Here is a 20,551-nt window from a genome sequence, read left to right as displayed (position 1 = left end):
GTCATTATTTAGTTAGATTGACATTTTCCACGAAGACATTTTTGCCAAGGTGCAGTTCCAAATCACCATGCTGTTGCAGTCCCCGTTCAAACAGGTTTTTGATACGCTGCCTGGCCTCTGGCCATGCCAGTGAAGCAAAGAACTGTGTCTGCGTATCGGTAATGTCCTCGTTTTTAGGCAATGCAGCCCTGTTGTTCATAATCTGTTTGATCGAAGCGATGGCCTTTTTATCGAAGGACGCGATACGCCTGGCGAATTGGTCAACGAAATTGTCAAGCTCAGCGTCAGGTACAGCACGATTTATCCAGCCGTAGAAGGCAGCTGTCTCGGCGTCATAATCATTGCCACTGAGAATGATCTCCAGCGCCCTGGCCTTGCCGGTCAGTAAGTGCAATCGTTCCATACCACCACCACCGGGGAATGATCCAATGCCAATTTCCACCTGGGCCAGAAATGCTTTCTCTTTGCTGGCAAACCGGATGTCAAAGGCTTGTGCGAACTCGCTGCCCAAGCCCCTTGCCCTTCCACGAATGGAGGCAATACTCACAAAGGGCGCTTGTTCGAGCCGTTTTGCGATGTCGGGCCAGGATTTGGACAGACCGGTTTTACCGGCACCTTTCGGGAAGTCATTGACATTGAGTAGTTCGACATGCGCAACGAAAAAATCCGGGTTAGCACTTTCGAACACGACCACCTGCAGATGTTCATTAGCCTCCAATTCGTCCATCAGGACGATCAACTGCTTGGAGAACTCGGTGTCGAACATATTGATGGGAGGGTTATTGAAGCTGACCCTCCAATAAGCGTTGCTTATTTTATCAACAGAAAAAATCATATTGCATATTTTTGAGTGAAATGATTAGTATTGAAGAAATAGATGGATGTATCCGGCAATGAGAACCGGATGCTGGTGTTGTAGTCCATGACCGGTGTCATTGATGATGATGTGCTGCATGGAAGGTGCATTCCTGAGCAGCGGAAACCAGTTTTGGACTGCAAAGCTGATATCATGATCTGCTGAAATCACCAGCACCGGGTTACTCAGCGTTTTGTATTGTTCCCTGAAATTTTTGGTGTCCTTCTTCATGGAAGCTGAACCGGCAAAGTATCGCTTGAAGATTTCCTGCGAAGAAGGAATCTTCGACCGGTCTAACCTTAGAGCTATTCGGTCAAAAGATGCTTTTGCTGCCGCTAGGCTTTTTTGAGATGAAGGTTCGAAGAAGGTGATAATTTCATCATCAGAATTGTTGACGGGTTTCAGCGCCCTCTCGAAGAAAAGCTGCTCAAATGGCGTCTCGTTCAGTCCCGGCGGATTGGTGCCAATCAACACTGCTTTTGAGATAAATTCCTTGTTTTGGAAGAGAGCCGCCTGCGCTGCCAGTCCACCATAAGACCATCCGGCAACATGGTAATGTCCAAAACCAAGCTGCTCCATGAGTTTCACTCCTGTGGCAGCAACATCCGTAATTTCTGTGGAAAGTTCACCTTGCGAATCCCCGATCCCCGGATAGTCAAAAAGAATAATACTGTAATTAGTGGCGAGGGTATCCAAAAAGAGCGGGTCCCAACTGTCGAGGATGCCCCGGAAACGGTTATAGAATAATATCGGAAAGCCGGTTCCGAAATGCCTGTAGGCAACTGACAGGCCGTTTACCGTTAAAAACTGTGTTTGGGAATCTGAGAAGGATACATTCATATGATGTGCGGTTAATTAGTGACCAAAATTAGAATTGCACATCACTGAAGGTTAGTACGATTCGGGGAATTGCTTATCCTTTTCCCTGATTTCGGAATTCGAGAGGCGATACTCCTTTTACTTTCTTAAACAGCCGGGAAAAGTAGGCAAAATTGCTAAACCCCAAATGATAGGCTACATCGCTGACATTCATTCCGGTTTGCAGAAGAAGAATCTGCGCTTGTTCAGTTATGAATTCATGAATAAGGCTGACGGTGCTTTTACCAGTTTCGGCCCTGAGAAGATCAGTCAGGTAGTTAGGCGACAGATTAAGGCCTGTGGCGATGGAAGAAACAGTGGGAACTTCCTTTACCGGGCGGGAAAGGTTGCTGTAATAATCTTGCAGGTAGAGTTTGATTCTGGAAGAGATCGTGGTGTTTGGATGTTGGTCAAGGCCATATTGTCTTTCGTAGTACACTTCGGCATAGCTCAGTACCACACCCAACAAAGAAAGTACTACTTCCAGGTTGGAGTTGCCTCTTTTCTCAGTTAATTCAAGGTGAATCTTTGTAAAAAGCCAGGTAATTGTTTCTGCTTCTTCATGAGTCATAAACAGTGCATCGTCGACCTCATAACTAAAATACTTGTACCGGCTGATCTTGCTGGCTACCGGATGTAATTTCAATATGTCTGGATGAAACACAAGGGCGTATCCATCCCAGAACGTAAGGGTATCCCAGGATACTACTTGACCTGGTTCACTAAACAGCATCAGCCCATTATCAGTTTTATACCTGTTTTTACCGTATTTGATATCTCCGGAGAAATTCTTTTTTAACGCGATTTTAAACAGGTTAACCTGTATCTCACCACTGGCCAGTGGAAAATTCGGTATGGCTTCCTTGCAAACACGACTATCCATCATTGGATGCAAAGGCTCTTTTAGGTTTAAATACTGGTTATAGGTTGCCAGATCATTGAATACTTTCATAGTACAAAAGTATAAATATATTTATCACGTGGTGCTGGCTGCTCATCTTAAAGGCGCGCGCATTCCGTCACACGTAGACATTGATAAATATTATTTTATCATTGCTATTTAAGTCGTTGAATTTGAATCAGAGCGTCAATAAACAGGTTCGAAATTTGTCCAGTTGTCCCGACAGGACAGGATAGCTTCAATGCTATCCTGTCTTTTTTTATATCCCCGCAAATCGCGTTCTTATCCTTACAAGCCCAGGAACCATTTAGTAGTTTCGATCCTTGAAGCTTCCGGCCCGATGTCCAGGCGTCTTGCGTAGATCTGTTTTGCTGCACCACCGGCAGGATAGCGTAGTTGATCCTTTCCGTCGGTTGCGGCCTCAAAAATAACTTCCGCAATATTTATGGCTTCTCCGGTTTGCTGTATGCGGCCAATCATCTTTTTTATCACATCATCATATAAAGGGTGTGCAACTACATCGGCGGAGGAGAATAAATTGGTTTTTGTTGCATCCGGTGAAACAGTTTTAACACCTATGCCAAACATTGATAATTCGATGGATAAGCATTCGCTTAAACCTTCTAACGCCCACTTGGTTGAATTATAGACACTGCTTAGCGGAAAGCCTGTAAGCCCGGCCATGGAAGTGGTGTTGATAAACAATCCACTTTTCTTTTCCCTGAAATAGGGTATAAAGGCCTGGATGACTTTCAACGGGCCCAGGAAATTTGTGTTAACCTGCTTTAATATTTGCTCCCCGCTAACAGCTTCCAACGGGCCAAACAACCCATGACCGGCATTGTTCAGTACCACATCAATGTTGCCTGATGCAATTGCCGATTGAGCCGTTGATTGAATTTGTGCATCATTTGTAACATCTAAAGGAAGGATCGATACATTTTCAAGTGCGGTTAATTCCGTTTCGTTTTCGGGTGTCCTCATAGTGGCTATTACTTTCCAGCCCTTGGCCTGGAATAATTTGGCTGTTGCCTTGCCGATGCCTGATGAAGCCCCCGTAATAAAAATTGTTTTCATATCCCGATACTTTTTATGATTCAAAAGTATTGGGTAAATAGTATACATTTGATACTTGTATCCTAAAGGATACTTAATTCTCTTTTAGTACTACTATGAAAAACAAGCACAACGAACGGCGTTTTAAAGAGAAGATCAAAGCCATACAGGATACGATGTTTGTACTTGGGGGTAAATGGAAGTTGCCAGTCATCCTTTCCATTTATAGTGGAAACAAGCGGTTTAATGATATTGCCGGTTCTATTCCAGGCATTACCAACCGTGTATTGTCCAAAGAGCTAAAGCACCTGGAAGAAAACTTGCTGATCAGCAGAACTGTGATAGATGATTATCCCGTCAGGATCGAATATACCATTACGGATTACTGTTTAACTACGGAAGAAGTAGCTGCTCCATTGGAAAAATGGGGTAAAATCCATCAGAAAAAACTCCGGGGAAAGGCTTAGTCATATGGCTGATTGAAAAATGTTTATCCGGGCCCGGCCCGGGGAACATAAAAATTTCGGATTTTCCCGGCGATACCGTAAGCAATATGCTTCACTTTAATGGTTCAATAATGTCTTAGGGCTTAATTAGGTGCTAATGTTATTAACACAGATATAGTTGTTTCACTATTTACACAAAGGACTGAATACTACCATTTAAGGAAAAAAGCTGCCTGGAAAAGTAAAAGCAGCGAACTTCTCCTCTCAAAACTTCTCTTTCCCGGGCCTTCCCACAACAAATAACCACGCTTTCAATACGGACGCTATAAATGAAAAGAGACCGCCTCATTTTTTTGAGATGGCCTCCTGGTGCTTAATCATCTTCCTGTCACAATTCCTTTTATTTTCTATAGCCCTATTAAATCCTATATGTACCGGTCCGAAATTCGTCCAATCATCCTGGCCTGCTTTAAAACGAATGCAATAGCTTGTTTTAAGGCCTTTTTACTTTTACAGCATGCCCTAAATTCCGGTTCTAAAGGAACTTTTTCATTTCCATACAAATAAATTTTGGATTATTGAAATTTATTACATTTACACTTAACATGTAATTAATAAACCGATGTTACTTTTGGGCGCACATGACTGCTAATCATACCGATGATCTTCAACTGCTTGCCCGCATTAAAGCCGGGGAATCGCGGGCGTTTGATCAGTTGTTCCTTAAGTATTATCCTAATTTATTGCATTTTTGCAGGTCGCTGCTACCTTATCCGAGCGATGAAGGCGAGGATGTGGTGCTGGAAGTATTTCAGCAGGTTTGGCGGCATCGCGAAAAGATGGATATTCATTCTTCATTGTCGGCATTTTTATATGCCTCAGTGAAGCATCGCGTGTACGATTATCGCCGCAAACAACATCCGGTAACAAATATGCCGTTAGAGGAAATCCACGATGAGCTGGTGGCCAATCGTGAATGCCCCGACCAGGCATTAACCTACAAAGAACTCTCTGAAAACCTGGAAAAACTTATAAAGCTGTTGCCGGAGCGTATGCAGCTGATTTTTCGTATGAACAGGGAGGATCAGCTAACCTACCAGGAAATTGCGGATCTCCTGGAAATTTCTATAAACTCGGTCAAAACCCAGATGTACCGGGCCATCAAATTCCTGAAAGAATCCTACCGGTTCGATAACTCTGCCAGTTAAAAAAAAATCATTTTTCTTGTCACGATATTTTTTGCGCTTTACGTCTTATTAGTAAAAGGACAAAAAATTGAAAGAAGAAGAACTTTATCTGCTGATCACACGGTACCTGTCCAAACAGACCAGTGCAGAAGAAAATGAGCAGCTGATGGACTGGATGGCCGCGGATAAGAAGAACGGGCAGGTTTTTGAAGAGGTGAAGCGGATCTGGCTGGGGGCCCAAAGGATCGCCGACCCCGGCAGTATTCATGCCCTGTCGAAGTTGCGGTCGAGGATCGCAGCGGAGGACAATACTTATGTTCAGGCACCCCCCCGGCATGTACAGCTTTATCGTTTAGCTGCGGCCGCAGCCATACTGGTGGTGGCAATTGCTACCTGGCGCATCTTTTATTTCAGGCAGTCGTCTCACCAGGTAGCTTACCTGAAAGAAGCAACCCTTTCAGGGCAAAAGAAGAAAATAACTCTTGCTGATGGTACAAAGGTTATCCTGGGGCCGGAAAGCTCACTTTCCTACCCGGCATCATTTGATAAAGACAGCAGAACGGTAACGGTTGAAGGGGAAGCCTATTTTGAAGTGAGCAAAGCTCCTCATCTTCCCTTTATTGTGCAAACCCCCGTTCTGACCGTACAGGTATTAGGCACTCACTTCAACATAAATGCCCGTGATAACCAGCCATTAAGCAGTGTAGCCTTGCTGGAAGGTGCTGTTAAGGTGAAACTGAAAGAGAAGATAAATGAGGAATACCTGCTCAAACCCGGACAGGAACTGTCTGTAGACCACAACACACACCAGGTGTATCAACACGCGCTTGATTCCACAGCCGTACTGGGGTGGCAGAACAATGTATTGAAATTCAAAAATGAACAATTTGGCAGCGCCGCAAACAGGATCGAGAAAATGTATGGTGTAAAGATCATCTTCAAAGACCAGGCTGCTGCCAACACACGTCTTTATGCCACATTCAGGGACCAATCGCTTTCCGATGTGATGGAAATGATCTGTACTTCCGGAGTACTGGCGTATCACCAGGAAGGCGACACTATTTATGTAAATCTGAAAAACGAAAAAACGAAATGAAAATTATGTAAGCCTTGCCAGACATGAGTTTAGAAATACCGGCATCTGGGAAATGCCGGTAGTATTGCTATCAAATTGTTGGAATCTATTAATGAACATTCAGAACTATGAAAAAAAATTACTCTTTTTCGCCGACGAAACAATCAGGGCTTCACGCATGTCGCTTAGCAGCGGGAAGAAAGTTCCATCTATCTAAATATAAATTCTAAAAAACAAATGAAGTGAAAATTATGTAAGCCCTGCCTGGTGGGAGCTTAAAAAAACCGGCATCTGGGAAATGCCGGTAGCATCGCTATTAAATTGTTGGAATCTAATTAACGAATTTGCTAATTTATGAAAAAAAACAGTTACCCTGTATCTCTAAATTCACGTCTTCACAGACTATTAACAGTTATTGTACTTTTTTTATGTGCTCAACAAGTTGAGGCTGCATATAAAAATGAGTACAGACAGGATCTGTCAAAAATTAAATGCTCACTGACTGCCACGAATATGCCATTGAGCGATGTGTTTGACGTTCTTCAGAAACAAACGGAGTTCACCTTTATCTGTATCGACAACAACCAGCTATTGGCAAAGAAAGTTAATCTTATTGATCATGATAAGAGTCTTTCAGCAATCCTGGATGCGATAGGACGGGCCCTGAACTTTACTTACCGGCAAGCCGGGCAGCAGATTATTATCCGGCCTTCAACAGCACCTGTAATCCAGGCGGCAGTGCCACGGCTGATCAAAGGACATGTGTCGGATGCAGAAAAGAGGAGTCTTCCCGGCGTATCAGTTTTGATCAGGGGAACCAATACCGGCACTGTAACCAGCCAGGACGGCGATTTCTCGATCAAAGCCAATGCCGGCGATGTACTGGTTTTCACTTTTATTGGTTACCAGACAAAGGAAGTGCTGGTAGGAGATGCAGACAGGTATGCCGTTGTACTGGAGGAAAGCTCCAAAGGATTGTCTGAAGTGGTGGTAACGGCTTTGGGTGTGAAAAAAGAGAAAGCCAAACTTGGCTATGCCGTACAGGAAGTGCAGGGAGAAAGTCTTGTTAAAGCGCGGGAGCCCAACCTCGTCAATTCGCTGACAGGCAGGGTCGCCGGTTTAAATATCCAGAACTCAACCGATCTATTCCAGGACCCCGGTATCTCACTGCGCGGTCGTAAGCCACTGATTGTTATTGATGGAGTTCCGGATCAAACCGCCGACTTTTATAAAGTGAATGCCGATGACGTAGAAAGCATGACTGTCCTGAAAGGGGCGAGTGCGTCTGCATTATACGGATCCATTGGCCAGAATGGCGCGATCATGATCACCACCAAACGTGGTAAAGGGAAAACGTTAAGCGTGGAAGTAAATTCCTCTACCCAGCTGCAGCCGAGCTTTATCCGTATCCCCAAAGTGCAAACCGAGTATGGCGCCGGTTTCAAAGGGAAATATACTTATGTGGATGGTTCAGGCGGCGGGCCGGAAGGCTCCGGCTGGATTTGGGGACCGAAACTGGATCAGCGGGATCCATCTACTCCCAGCGGCTATTTTGAGACGCCTCAGTTCAACAGCCCGATCGATGCATCAGGAAAGCGCATTCCTATACCGTTTATCTCAAGAGGCAGGAACAATGTAAAGGACTTCTTTAATACGGGTATAGTGGCGAGCAATAATATCAGTATCATGCAAAGCTCTGATAAAGGTTCTTTCCGCGCTTCCGCATCGCATATTTACCAGAAAGGCATTGTACCAAATACGGATCTGAACAACAGTTCATTTACCGTGGCGGGCAACTATAAGTTATCCGACGCGCTTACCATGGATGCACGACTGACCTATAACAAACAATACACCGATAACTTTCCCGAAACCGGTTATGGCCCTACCAACTATCTCTATAATCTGGTTTTATGGACCGGCGCCGATATCAGCGTAAAAGACCTGCGGAACTATTGGGTGCCGGGTAAGGAAGGCATCCAGCAACGGAATTACAATACTTCTTATTATAACAATCCATATTTCCAGGCTTATGAATATCTGCGCAGTTATAACAAGGATAATACCTTTGGCTCGCTGAATTTGACGTATCAGATCAGCCCGGAGTTTTCACTGCAATTCAGGAACGGTATTAATGCTTTTGGTCTTAACCGTACTTATAAGGAACCTAAAAGTTATATTGGATACGGTAATAAATCAAGAGGTCAGTTCACGGTGGCTACACAAAATTACTTCGACATTGCCTCCGACCTCATTGGCGACTATAACCATACCTTTACCGAAAGATTTAAGATCCATGCACAACTTGGCGGATCGAATTATTACCGCAACTACAAGTATGGTTCCTCTAACACAGATGGGCTCACTATTCCGGGGTTTTATAACCTGAGTAATTCTGCCAGCCCGGTACAGTCCAACAATTTTTTAGAAGAAAGAAGAACGAGCAGTGTGTACGGCGTTATTGACCTGGAGTTCCTGAACGCCATTTACCTGTCTGCTACCGGAAGGAACGACGTTATATCTACCTTGCCAACCGAGAATAACAGCTTCTTTTATCCTTCCGTGACAGCCTCCGTGATCATTTCCCAGCTGGCAAAGATGCCTCAGTTTGTGTCTTACCTGAAAACGAGGGCATCCTGGTCAAGGGTATCCAGTGGTACCTTAAAGGATGATGATTATACTTACAGTTATTTGCCATCTTTTAACAAGGGTACTATCTGGAACAATGTACCATCATTAATTTCTGGTGATACTTTACTGAACAGTAATCTCCATCCCCAGACCTCCGACAGTTGGGAAGCCGGTGTGGATGTTAAATTTTTTAATAACCGCATAGGAGTGGAAGCCACCTATTACCAGACCCGCGATTACAACAATATCCTTTCTGTACCTACGTCTATCGCCAGCGCATATGGTAGCCAACTAGCTAATGGTAATGTTTACCAGCGGAAGGGAGTGGAACTGGTACTTACCGGTTCACCGGTGCGTAGTAAAGCATTCAACTGGGATGTTGCCATCAATCTTAGCAAGTATCGTCGTTACCTGAAGGAAATATATGGTAATGCCGAAACCTTTAATTTTTTAAGGGTGGGCGACCGTACCGACAAAATATTTGGCAGTGTATACCAGCAGGATCCTAATGGTAATATAATTTATGGCAGCAACGGTTTTCCGTTGAATGATGTGTTCTCCCGTTTTATTGGTAACCGCGATCCGGACTGGACCTATGGCGTGGAAAATATTTTCACTTATAAGAATTTCTCTTTCAGGTTCCTGGTAGATGGCCGTATTGGCGGTATGATGTATTCCACCACCAACCAGAAAATGTGGTGGGGAGGAACCAATACTGGCACCGTGAACCAGTACCGGGATGACGCCAATGAAGGAAAGGCAACTTACGTTGGAAAGGGCGTTGTTATAACCGGCGGTGAAGTGGTTTATGATGCAAACGGTAACATCACCAAGGATACCCGCACCTTTGCTCCCAACACCAAAGCGGTTAACTACATAGATTATATGACCAACACAAGCAACGGAGCCAATAATAACTACAATTATTTTTCACAAACCTTCCTGAAGCTCCGCGAAGTAACATTGACCTGGCAGTTTCCAGGGCAATGGCTGAGCAGGTCATTCATTAAAGGAGCCACTGTTTCTTTTGTAGGCCGCAACTTACTGTTGTTCTCCAGGATGCCGAATGTGGATCCTGATCCGGCTGCTGATAATCTTCAGACGCCTTCTACACGTTCTATGGGTATAAATTTTAACATTAAGTTTTAATCCGCCGATCAATGAAAAAAGTTCTTTTTATATTATTGAGTATCCTTGTTATACAATCAGGGTGTAAGAAATTCAGTGAGTTCCAGACGGATCCTAATAAGTCCACGATCTCTACTCCCGATCTGTTATTGAATGCTATAGCACAAAGCGCTTTTCGGTCTACCGATATCGGTGCTGCACTAGCCTGCCGGCAGATGGTGTATACAGATGCAGCAAGTTTGCAGCAATACTATGGATGGGCCAGGGCAGGTTTTGATGGATATAAAAATTTACGCCAGGTGCTGAAAATGGAGCAGGCTGCAACAACGCAGGGCAAACCGGAATATTTGCCGCTGGCAAAATTTTTCCGCGCCTGGTATTTCCTGCAGCTTACCCAAACATTCGGCGATATTCCGTACAGCGATGCGCTGAAAGGTGATGATGGTGTGAACGCACCGGTATATGATAACCAGCAGGATATTTATTTCAACATCCTTGAAGATCTGAAAGCGGCTAATGGACTGATCACTTCAGGTACGGCGCAGGTGCAGGGAGATATCATTTACAACGGTAATATGCAGCAGTGGAAACGGGCTATCAACTCCTTATCCCTGCGCGTGTTAATGAGCCTGTCGCTGAAAGTAAATGACACAAAGATTGATGTTAAGAAACGTTTTGCGGAGATCGTGAACAATCCTGTGGAATACCCTGTTTTTACCGGCAACAATGATAATGCGGCGTTGAAATTTTATGACCTGCAGGACAACCGTTATCCATATTTCAATAACAATGACCTGCAGACGGCTGATTACATGGAAGAAAGTTTCGTGAATCTTTTAAAATCATTAAAGGATGTGAGATTATTCAGTTTTGCTGATAAGGCTCCTAAGTTTGCTGCTTTGCCCGCCGATGATTTTAATGCCTACGGAGGTGCAAAAGGTAGCGCGCCGGTGAGCGACAACAATGCCCGTACTGTTGCAGGAGAGATTTCCAAAATCAATCCGAGGTTTTATAATAACCCGGTCAATGAGCCGAGTATCGCACTGGGCTATCCTGAATTGCAGTTCATCCTGGCAGAAGGGGTATTAAAAGGATGGATTGGCGGTAGTGCCAGCGACTACTACGAAAAAGGGATCAGGGCATCCATGTCTTTTTATCATATTGACCAGACAGTGGTAGATACCTACGTGGCGCAGAGCAGTGTAAAGCTTTCCAATGCCACTGCGTTACAGCAGATTATTACACAAAAGTACATTGCGTCCTTTTTTAACAGTGGCTGGCAACCATTTTATGAACAACGCAGAACAGGGTTTCCTGCATTCGACGTTTCAGGCGCGGGTATGCTCAACAATAGCAAAATTCCTAAAAGATGGATGTACCCGGAAAGTGAGTTACGGTTAAATGAGCAACATATTACAGAAGCCATAAGGCGGCAATATCCTGAAGGGGATAACATTAACGGTGTGATGTGGCTGATCAAACCATAATCAGTTGCTCCCTGTCCGGCTAACATAGCCGGACAGGTTTGAAACAATTATGAAACAATTTATCTTGCAAATTCAAACGGAAATACATGAATAAACTGACGAAACTATCTGTATTGCTATTGTTTTCTTTTCAGTCGGCTGTTTATGCCCAGCATATTAAAAAGACTGTTTTTGTAATAGCTGATGGAATCCCTGCCGATGTGATCGAGCGTTTGGATCTTCCCAACATTAAAAAGATCATAAACAAAGGTAGTTATACCCGCATGCACGTTGGCGGTGATAAAGGTACCTATAACGAAACGCCAACCATTTCGGCTGTTGGATACAATAGCCTGCTCACAGGCACCTGGGTGAATAAGCATAATGTGCCGGATAATGATATTAAAGCGCCCAACTACAACTATCAGAATATATTCCGTTTGTTCAAGGCACAGTACCCGGAAAAGAAGACGGCCATTTTTTCAAGCTGGCAGGATAACCGCACAAAGCTGCTGGGACATGAACTGCCGGCCGCCGGTAACCTGAAAGTTGACTGGTATTACGATGGATACGAGCTGGATACCGTTAACTATAAGCACGACCGCGCGAAAGAGTACATGCACAGGATCGATGAGAAAGTTATAGATGAGGCTACTGCAACAATCAGGAAGAATGCGCCCGACCTGTCATGGGTTTATCTGGAATATACCGACGATATGGGGCACATGCATGGTGATAGCCCCGAACTTGAAAGGGCGGTTAAAATGCTGGACGATCAGATGGGCAGGCTGAATGCAGCGATTGAATACAGGGAAAGTAAGTTTAAGGAAGACTGGCTACTGGTGATCACCACTGATCATGGAAGAGATGAAAGGTCTGGCAAGGGACATGGCGGTCAGTCGACACGGCAGCGCACCACATGGATGGTTACCAATTACAAGCCGCTGAATGCCTACGCCAAACGTTACTATCCGGCTATTGTTGACATCATGCCGATGATCAGCCGGTTCATGGATGTAAAGATCCCGCTGGAAGTTCAGCGTGAGCTGGACGGAACGCCTTTGATCGGTAATGTATCCATCGCCCAGGCTACGGTTAACTATGTGCAGGGACATCTTGATATCACCTGGAAAGCGCTGGAACCAACCGGTAAGGTAAAAGTATGGCTGGCTGCTACTAATGATTTTAAAGAAGGTACAGCAGATAAGTATCAACTGGTGGGAGAAGTGCCGGTAGCAGATCAGCATGCCTGGATTGATATTAAAGGATATCCTTCCAGTTTTTACAAGATAGTACTGGAGGCGCCGGACAATATGCTTAATCAATGGCTAATGCCGGAGGATAAAGCGAAGCACTAAAACAGCATTACATTGTGTGAACTGTTTAAAGGACAAGCCAGGTTTATTCCTGGCTTGTCCTTTTTTACTTGTAATAGCTGGGTTGTCCTTCTGCTTTTTTAATAACTGAATTACGGGTAAACCAGCGGTCGGCGGCTTTTTGTAGCTCGTTATAATCTGTGTTGTTGCCGGCCGCCCAGGCGATAATACCATCAGGGCGTATTAATGCAGCGCTCACCCCTAACTGGTCTTTTGCCGGGCCAGAAACATACCTGATTTGGTCGCCATATTCACCAGCCAGGGTTTTAAGTGAACTATTCCCGTCAAAATCAAGTAGTATGCCCTGGCCATCGTGCATCAATTCACCGATTGTTGTGCCGTCCGGGAATTCAAAGTTGGGAACGCTGTGGCCTGTCAGAGGATGCACACCACTGAGGTTGTAATGTGTGAAAATACCCCATACCCTTGCAGCCATATAAGTAGCGCCATCTCGTGTATTTATCAGGTCGCGGAAAATGGCATACAGTGCCTGGGCGGATGGATCTGGTTTCATGATGGCCACCTGGGCACGGGACCAGTCCAACACCTGTGCGCCAATAGGATGCCGTTCAGTAAAATAGCTATCCAGCAGCCCTTCCGGAGCTTTCTCCCGGATGGTTGCAGCGAGTTTCCAGCCCAGGTTCATGGCATCGCCTAATCCGAGATTAAGGCCCTGGCCTCCCAATGGAGAATGAATATGTGCGGCATCTCCGGCCAGCAGTACCCGTCCGTTGCGATAGGTGGTTGCCTGTCGCGCGCGGTCGGTCCAGGTGGTGGCAGTATGCAGGGCATTGAGCGTAACATCGGTGCCGGATATACGGCGTAATACTTCCTGTACATGTTCCAGGGTGATGGGCTGATCGGACCCGTGAAATGCACCGCCATCAAAATCCTGTATGGCCAGATAGCCCGGTTGGGATTGGAGGTACATACCTCTTGGTGTAATGTTCCTGCCTGGTTTAAGTTTCCCGGGATCTGCAATATCCACCTGCACAGAGTAGCCGGTAAATTCCGGCTCCGTGCCGGCAAATTCAAAACCTCCTGTTTTGCGGACAACACTGCGGGCGCCATCACAACCCACCAGCCATTTACTTTTAAAAGACTGGTCGCCTGAATATACAATTACCTCCTCAGGCGTTTGATGAAAACCGGTGATGGCAAGCCCTCGCTTAATTTCAACACCCAGGATGGTTGCACGTCGGCTTAGTATGGATTCAAGTTCTCCCATTTCAGAAATCAAACTCGCGTCTGTAGAGCTGGGCAGGCGATACGTCCACTGCGAGGTATTAATATTGCCTTCAAGGAACGGAATGCCGGCAAAGTGCCCTGCCTGCCTGTCAGGCCCCTGTACGGCGTTCTGGTGGGGATTTTTAAGCCGTTTATGAATCTCAAGCTCATTTAGCAACCCACGACGGTAAAGCGCTTCAATAGTAGGAGCTGAGAGGCCCCGTATGCCGAAAGGAAGGTGTTTTAACGGGGATTGAGGATTTTCTGCTTTTTCCAGTACCAGGACAGAACATCCGGCCAGGGCCAGTTCACAGGAAAGGAACAGGCCCACAGGGCCCGCGCCGGAAATGATTGCATCGTAAATAGTATGACTTTGTGTTACTTTCATATTTGATGATTGAAACACAAAATTCCGCCATACTTGCTCGTCAGGCTTGTATAAACGCGACAAAATCGCTGGTCACAGCCTTTCTCCCTTTTTTTGCTTTCCGTGCGAAGGCTGCCGGGGTAGACCCGCTATAGCGTTTGAATTCCCTGCTTAAATGAGCTTGATCTGTATAGCCCAGTTCAAGCGCTAAGCCGGCAAGGTTGGAGTCCGGGGAATGCCATAATTTGTTTCGTACCTGCTCAAAGCGCATCAGGCCAGACACGTCTTTAACGGTGTAGCCGGAAGATTGCTTGAATTTTCTTTCCAGGGTACGAACGGTTGCATGAGCCGCTGCAGCCACCTGGCTTACCGGGATAGTGCCATTGGCCTTTCTCATAGCAATTCCTGCTTTGAACAACATACTGTCAATAGCAATCCTGGATCGTGCATCCAGGAAATACTGCTTCACCAGCGCCACTGCTTCGTCTATTTTACCCGCTTCTACCAGCTTGGCCAGCGGCGATTGGAGCCGGGCGATAGGATGTTCAAATATGTGCACGCTGTCTTTCCCGGAGGGCAGTCCGAGCAAATCAAACACCGTCCAGGGAAAGCACCTGATGGCAATAATTTCCAGGCGTTTTTCCGTGTGAAAAGTAACAGGCTGATTGAGCAGCCCCATCATAAACGGTGATGGCAATGGCTGTAAATCTCCATTGGGAGAGACGCTGCTGAGACTTCCGAAATAAAAAATAATCTCAGCGTAGCCGTCAGGTATAACCTCAAAACCTGTCTGCAGTTCCCCCACTTCCCTCCGGTTGTACCAAAAGCACTTTATGGTATCCTGTAACTCTTCAGGAGGATCAAATTCCTGGTGCAGCATTTCGAAAGGCAGCATATTGGAGGTGTATTGGGTACAAGTATTTTAGTTTTATAAAAATACAAAAATAAAAGCGTGTATACCAGGGATATAAGCCGCTATATCTGTAATATGGACCTGCATCTGTTAAAGGTAAGTTTGAAATCTGTAAGCGATGAAATAAAAAAACTCTTCAACGTATGCCTCCAAAAAGTGCCCGTACTTTTTGGTGCATTACATTGAAGAGGGCTTTGGGTGGGGTAGTCCTGCAGTGACTAAAACACCCAAATATGTTTAGCAGAGATGGTTTTACTATATTTTTGTTCCATTCCTTTCCCTGGCCTCCTGTGTTCTAGGAGTAAAGAAGTTAACCAGGTTACCATCTGTGTCCCTGAATAACAGCGAACGATTGCCCCATGGCATAGTAGTTGGTTGTTGCACTACCTCTTCACCAAGTATGCCGGTGAGCTGCTGATATCTGGTATCAACGTCGTCAACCTGGAATTCAATAATAACCGACCTATTGCTGGCAGCATTTGCTATTTTGTCGCCGCCAAACAAAGCTAAGGTGCGTGTACTGCCTATAGCCAGTGTGCCGAGAGGCGTTCGCAGTTCAGCAAAATCATCAGTATACCATTTAAATGCTGTTCCGGTGACATTCTCATAGAAGGAAACCAGCTGTTTGATATTAGCTGTGATAATCCGGATAGAAGAAAAAGTCATATCGATTGTGTTTTGTTTAGAATAACGCAAAGCTATTCTGCCCAAGTGACAACCCTATGTCAGCAGTAAAACCGGAATTTTTTACATCGGGTGGGAATGCCCGATTACCTGGTGGCGCCAGATGGCTATCATCTTTGTATCTGCGTGCTCCTCGAGGGGATTGTTTTGGTAAAGCCTTTTCTTTATGTCACAGGCTTTTTGATAATCATCAATAAGGCCAAGGTTATTCAGGTCGGCCGGCAAAAAAGTTTCATCAAAACCTCCACAGTTTGTCAAAGCACTGGTACAGTAATATTGATCAAGAAGGTCATAACCAATAAAATTGAAGTTATCCAGATTGATAAATGCGCAGTCATGCTCCGGTTCAACGGCCACAGCCAGTAAATTCAATCTTACTTTCTCTTTTGTTCTTTTCAATACATAGTCCAGCGTTGAAAAGAAGCCTGTTTCAAGGTGGCCATCAAGAATGATATGTTTCCAGTCATCTTCATTGCTACGGTCGGGTTCAACTAAAACTTCATTCAGGCCGGTGTCCAGTGAAACCAGCTCTGTTAGATGGGCTAACCGGCTCCACCCGATATATTTGTCCCACCCCATCTGATCATTATCACTCCATTTGTCATACTTCGCTCGTGCGGTATATAAAAAGCTTATTTGATGATTACTCATATCGCAAGGTCGTTGTGGTCATCTCACTAAGTTACGAATGATCCTGGCATGTATTCATTTACCTGTGGCTAACACCCTGGTACCAGGCTTTGTTCTTATCCGTAATAACTCAATCAGCATGCTCCCCTGGTGGAGAAGACCCAATTCCAATAGGAGTAATTTTCCTGATCAGGAAAATTACTCCCCATATGCCTGCAATGAATGCAGCAATAGAAAAAAATAGTACAGGTTGTTCCCTTAAAGTGTTCAAACGATAAAGGAATAAAAGATGCAGAAGGACAAGCAGGCCAAGGATAAATTTACCCAGCCATGTTTTAGGCTTAAAGGTTTGGGCTGCCTTGATTTTTTGCTGCTGTACAACCGCCTGTACCAGGCGATGGGAGAAAAAATCTGTTGGTTTTACTATTCCTCCCTCTTTTAGAATCTCCCTGAGTTTATCTTCCTGCTCTTTATTATGTTTCATAGTAAATTCCTTGTTTCCTGGTTTAACAATAGTGCTAATTCTGTTTCCAGTTGTTTTCGCCCTCTTAACAGGCGCATCTTGATGGCAGACTTCCCGGCGCCGAGTATTTCGCATATCTCGGCGATATTCTTTTCTTCAATATAGTGAAGTGTGAGTACCAGCCGGTCCTCCACCGATAACCTGCCTAGTGCCAGGGCTACATATTTTTTCCTTTCAGTGTCTTTCAATATGTCCCATCCCTGATTTTCAGTGGTGGCCTCTTCCTCTGCTGCCGGTGATTGATCCATACTAATGGTCGGCATTCTCCTGTTTTTGCGCTTCGTTAAAGCCGTGTTGTAAACAATACGGTATAACCAGGTGGAGAATTTGGAGGCCTGCCTGAATTTATTCAGTGAAGCAAATGCTTTCAGGAAAGCATCCTGTACTACCTCTTCAGCATCCTCATGATTGGCGACAACCGACATGGCAATAGTATAGGAAAAATCCTTATAAGTATTAACCAGTTGGGCAATACTGTTTATATCGCCACGTATGGCTTTGCTCCATGAATCCTGTACCTGTTTATTTTCTCTCTGGGTTGCCATGTAATGAATTAGACTACATGTGAGTGAAAGTGGTCACATTCCGGTGACCACTTTCACATTTTGGGAGTCTTATTATAGGAACTCAAAAATATTTAAAAATATATAATCATGGGAATAACGTCCGCCTCCTTGTTCATTGCGATATCACTTGTTGTTTTTGGAATAAGTTATTACTATTTCACAACAAGGTATAAAGAACGAATGACCATTATTGAAAAAGGGTTGCCTCCTGATTTTTTTAAAGGAAGTACCAACTATCTTTTATTTATTCTGCTGCTTGGTATTGTGAGTATAGGAATTGCAGTAGGAGTCGTAACGGGCACCTTTTTGAGATCATTGGAGATAAGAGGGATAAAGGATTTCATATTGCCCTCTTCCATACTCCTTTTTCTGGGTCTCAGCCTGTTAATCTCTTATTTTGTCCTCAAAAGTATTGTGAAGAAAAAGTAGGTCTTCCTGAGGGCCCGGGCTTGCCGCCATGGGATGCACAGATCCGGAAAATAGAGACACACCGGGAGCCTGCCCTGGTAACAGGCTTTTGATGGTTATAGGCCCGGGTGTTTTCATCAGCGGATCCGGGGAATAAAAACATATCGGCGACCTGCCCTGGTAACAGGCTTTTGATGGTTATAGGCCCCGGTGTTATCATCATCGGGAATATTCACAGTAGCGTTGCCATTTGTTGTGCAGGCGGTAAATACGAAGCTCCTGGTAGAACCGTAAAGCCCCTGTTGTTATAGCGGAAGGAAGTGATCCGAATATTGCGGGCACTATAAGGATTTTCTCCTGGTTTAATGCAGCCACATTAAAGCAGCCACATTAAAATTAACGGGTTAAACCCGCTAAGGGAACCTTTATGCCTGTAGTAGCCAATAAATTTAAATGCCATGAAAAAAATATTGATAGTAACCTTATTTTCCATAATAACCGGCATTTGCTTTGGGCAAAGCCTGGAAAAAGAATTAGATGCTCTATTAACCCGCACATTTCCTTCTCAGGCTCCCGGAGCGGCTGTGCTGGTGGCTAAGGCAAACAAGGTTCTTTACAAAAGAGCATTTGGCAAAGCTAACCTCGAATTGAACGTAGCCTTAAAGCCTGGTTATATATTCCGGATTGGTTCCATCACCAAGCAATTTACGGCCTGCGCTATCCTGAAGCTTGTGGAGGAAGGAAAATTGTCACTGCAGAGTGACCTAACTGAATTTATCAGGGATTATCCTGCACAGGGCATTACTATTGAACATTTACTTACACATACCTCGGGAATCAATACGGGTGCAGGAGCATGGACGCCGGAAACAAGAAAGCTGGACTTTACACCACGGGCGTTGATAGACTCTTTTAAGTTCCGTCCGCCGGACTTTTTACCCGGCGCCAGCTTCCGATATAATAACAATGGGTATGTGCTGTTGGGCTATATTATTGAATTAGTTTCCGGTATGCCCTATGAAGAATATATCAGCAGGTATTTCTTTAAGCCTTTGGGAATGAAAAACTCCGGTTATGATAATACCTCTTTGGTGATTCCCGGTCGCGTCAGCGGATATCAGCGGGATAATGATCTATACAGTAATGCCGGCTATTTAAGCATGACACAGCCCTATTCAGCCGGCTCCCTCTTTTCTACTGTTGAAGATCTCTATACCTGGAACAAGGCGTTAACAGCCGGAAAAGTTATTAGTAAAGAAAGCCTCCGTAAAGCCCAAACCTCGTTTACGCTGAATAACGGCAAGCCTACCGGTTACGGATATGGATGGTGGCTGGGAAATATCCAGGGAAGCCCGTGTATAAAACATGATGGGCTGATTAACGGGTTCTCCACATTTGCGCTTTATCTTCCGCAGGAGAAAGTTTTTGTGGCTGTTCTCACAAACTGTGAAAATAATAACCCGGAGATCATCGGGTCCGAAATTGCGGGGACAACCATTGGTAAACCCTACCACACAAATGAAATCGGGTTGCCTATGGAGCAGCTGAAATCATATGCAGCTGTTTATGAATCGGCAACAGAAGGACAAAGACTCGTGTCTTATGAAGACGGACGGCTCCTGTATTTTGTAAAAGGCGGCGCCAAAGCACGCCTGATCCCTTTTGAAACAGACAGGTTCTATTTTGAAAACAGCCTGGATATCGTAGAATTCTTAAGGAAGAAGGACGGCGAAATCGCGGGGATGGCTTTAGAAACAGCCGGGAAAACAAATACATTTACCCGGACGAGTATTAAGCCGGATAACCTGTATGCAATAAGTATTTCAACGGAGTTGCTGGAAAAATATGTTGGGGAATACCAGTTCCCCGATAATTTCATCCTGATAATTACCAGGTATGGAAACCGGCTGTATGGGAAAGGAACCGGACCCCGGCAAATCAGGCAGGAAATAGTACCTTACGACACGTGCAGTTTTTTTGCCAGGAACCTGGACGCCCGGTTAATGTTCCACCTGGATAAAAGCGGCACTGTTACAGGATTAACAAAAATTCAGAACGGTGAATCTGTGGCGAGGAAAATTGAATGATGCAGATCCGGATGGCGTGGGGGAACATCTTTCAGCACTGCTGCAATGCCACACTGCTTACTGCAACATCGCGTAGTCTGCCGTTGCATTGCACCACTAGTTGTAACCCCGCACTACTGGCAGTTGCAGCACAAGCTGTAATGAGACACTACTAATTACAATATCG

General features: G+C 44.9%; 18 protein-coding genes. 8 read left to right on the top strand and 10 right to left on the bottom strand.

What is annotated here, in order from left to right:
• Nucleotides 1-4 precede the first annotated feature (4 nt).
• From VIM72_RS16000 to VIM72_RS15985, 4 genes are all read right to left on the bottom strand, one after another.
• On the bottom strand, nt 5-835 hold the full coding sequence (locus VIM72_RS16000; protein WP_332003830.1) for an enoyl-CoA hydratase/isomerase family protein: 831 nt from the start codon (nt 833-835) through the stop codon (nt 5-7).
• 24 nt (nt 836-859) lie between these two features.
• Entirely contained in the window at nt 860-1,696 is an 837-nt protein-coding gene (locus tag VIM72_RS15995) for an alpha/beta hydrolase (protein ID WP_332003829.1), read from the bottom strand.
• A gap of 73 nt (nt 1,697-1,769) precedes the next feature.
• Nucleotides 1,770-2,666 (bottom strand): helix-turn-helix transcriptional regulator, encoded by an 897-nt coding sequence (locus VIM72_RS15990; RefSeq protein WP_332003828.1) that lies wholly within the window; start codon nt 2,664-2,666, stop codon nt 1,770-1,772.
• Between the two features lie 237 nt (nt 2,667-2,903).
• Nucleotides 2,904-3,740 carry an SDR family oxidoreductase gene (locus VIM72_RS15985; RefSeq protein WP_332003827.1) on the bottom strand — a complete coding sequence of 279 codons (837 nt, stop codon included), beginning with the start codon at nt 3,738-3,740 and terminating at the stop codon, nt 2,904-2,906.
• A gap of 47 nt (nt 3,741-3,787) precedes the next feature.
• Between VIM72_RS15985 and VIM72_RS15980 the strand changes: the two genes are divergently transcribed.
• The 6 genes from VIM72_RS15980 (at nt 3,788) to VIM72_RS15955 (ending at nt 12,962) form a co-directional block, all read left to right on the top strand.
• Nucleotides 3,788-4,138 (top strand): helix-turn-helix domain-containing protein, encoded by a 351-nt coding sequence (locus VIM72_RS15980; RefSeq protein WP_332003826.1) that lies wholly within the window; start codon nt 3,788-3,790, stop codon nt 4,136-4,138.
• 620 nt (nt 4,139-4,758) lie between these two features.
• On the top strand, nt 4,759-5,325 hold the full coding sequence (locus VIM72_RS15975) for an RNA polymerase sigma-70 factor (protein ID WP_332003825.1): 567 nt from the start codon (nt 4,759-4,761) through the stop codon (nt 5,323-5,325).
• A gap of 67 nt (nt 5,326-5,392) precedes the next feature.
• Nucleotides 5,393-6,400 (top strand): FecR family protein, encoded by a 1,008-nt coding sequence (locus VIM72_RS15970; RefSeq protein ID WP_332003824.1) that lies wholly within the window; start codon nt 5,393-5,395, stop codon nt 6,398-6,400.
• A gap of 492 nt (nt 6,401-6,892) precedes the next feature.
• Nucleotides 6,893-10,159, top strand: coding sequence for a SusC/RagA family TonB-linked outer membrane protein (locus VIM72_RS15965; RefSeq protein ID WP_332003823.1), 3,267 nt, complete (start codon nt 6,893-6,895; stop codon nt 10,157-10,159).
• 11 nt (nt 10,160-10,170) lie between these two features.
• A complete protein-coding gene (locus tag VIM72_RS15960; RefSeq protein ID WP_332003822.1) occupies nt 10,171-11,625 on the top strand; it encodes a SusD/RagB family nutrient-binding outer membrane lipoprotein in 1,455 nt (484 codons plus the stop codon).
• An 86-nt stretch (nt 11,626-11,711) separates the two neighbouring features.
• Nucleotides 11,712-12,962, top strand: coding sequence for an alkaline phosphatase family protein (locus VIM72_RS15955; RefSeq protein WP_332003821.1), 1,251 nt, complete (start codon nt 11,712-11,714; stop codon nt 12,960-12,962).
• Between the two features lie 64 nt (nt 12,963-13,026).
• Here the strand turns inward: VIM72_RS15955 and VIM72_RS15950 are convergent, their stop codons facing one another.
• From VIM72_RS15950 to VIM72_RS15925, 6 genes are all read right to left on the bottom strand, one after another.
• The gene (locus VIM72_RS15950) at nt 13,027-14,595 is read right to left on the bottom strand and encodes an FAD-dependent monooxygenase (protein WP_332003820.1); all 1,569 of its coding nucleotides are present in this window, start codon (nt 14,593-14,595) and stop codon (nt 13,027-13,029) included.
• A gap of 40 nt (nt 14,596-14,635) precedes the next feature.
• Complete coding sequence (locus tag VIM72_RS15945) at nt 14,636-15,469, bottom strand: helix-turn-helix domain-containing protein (RefSeq protein WP_332003819.1); 834 nt, start codon at nt 15,467-15,469, stop codon at nt 14,636-14,638.
• A gap of 273 nt (nt 15,470-15,742) precedes the next feature.
• On the bottom strand, nt 15,743-16,153 hold the full coding sequence (locus tag VIM72_RS15940) for a VOC family protein (protein WP_332003818.1): 411 nt from the start codon (nt 16,151-16,153) through the stop codon (nt 15,743-15,745).
• 81 nt (nt 16,154-16,234) lie between these two features.
• A complete protein-coding gene (locus tag VIM72_RS15935) occupies nt 16,235-16,822 on the bottom strand; it encodes a hypothetical protein (protein WP_332003817.1) in 588 nt (195 codons plus the stop codon).
• Between the two features lie 109 nt (nt 16,823-16,931).
• Nucleotides 16,932-17,285, bottom strand: coding sequence for a hypothetical protein (locus tag VIM72_RS15930; RefSeq protein ID WP_332003816.1), 354 nt, complete (start codon nt 17,283-17,285; stop codon nt 16,932-16,934).
• Entirely contained in the window at nt 17,282-17,869 is a 588-nt protein-coding gene (locus tag VIM72_RS15925; protein ID WP_332003815.1) for a sigma-70 family RNA polymerase sigma factor, read from the bottom strand. Before VIM72_RS15925 ends, VIM72_RS15930 begins: the two co-directional genes overlap by 4 nt.
• A 108-nt stretch (nt 17,870-17,977) precedes the next feature.
• Here VIM72_RS15925 and VIM72_RS32410 point away from each other — a divergent pair, with 108 nt between their 5' ends.
• Together VIM72_RS32410 and VIM72_RS15920 are read left to right on the top strand one after the other, a co-directional pair.
• Nucleotides 17,978-18,319: a DUF6249 domain-containing protein gene (locus VIM72_RS32410; RefSeq protein ID WP_414648995.1), complete on the top strand. Its 342-nt coding sequence runs from the start codon at nt 17,978-17,980 to the stop codon at nt 18,317-18,319.
• 437 nt (nt 18,320-18,756) lie between these two features.
• Nucleotides 18,757-20,385 (top strand): serine hydrolase, encoded by a 1,629-nt coding sequence (locus VIM72_RS15920; protein ID WP_332003814.1) that lies wholly within the window; start codon nt 18,757-18,759, stop codon nt 20,383-20,385.
• The last annotated feature ends 166 nt before the right edge of the window (nt 20,386-20,551 follow it).

Origin of the sequence: Chitinophaga sp. (assembly GCF_036569185.1) — a bacterium.
In the GTDB taxonomy this organism is placed as follows: Bacteria; Bacteroidota; Bacteroidia; order Chitinophagales; family Chitinophagaceae; genus Chitinophaga.
Note: the sequence above shows the minus strand (reverse complement) of the source record. Positions and strands in the feature narration are given on the sequence as shown.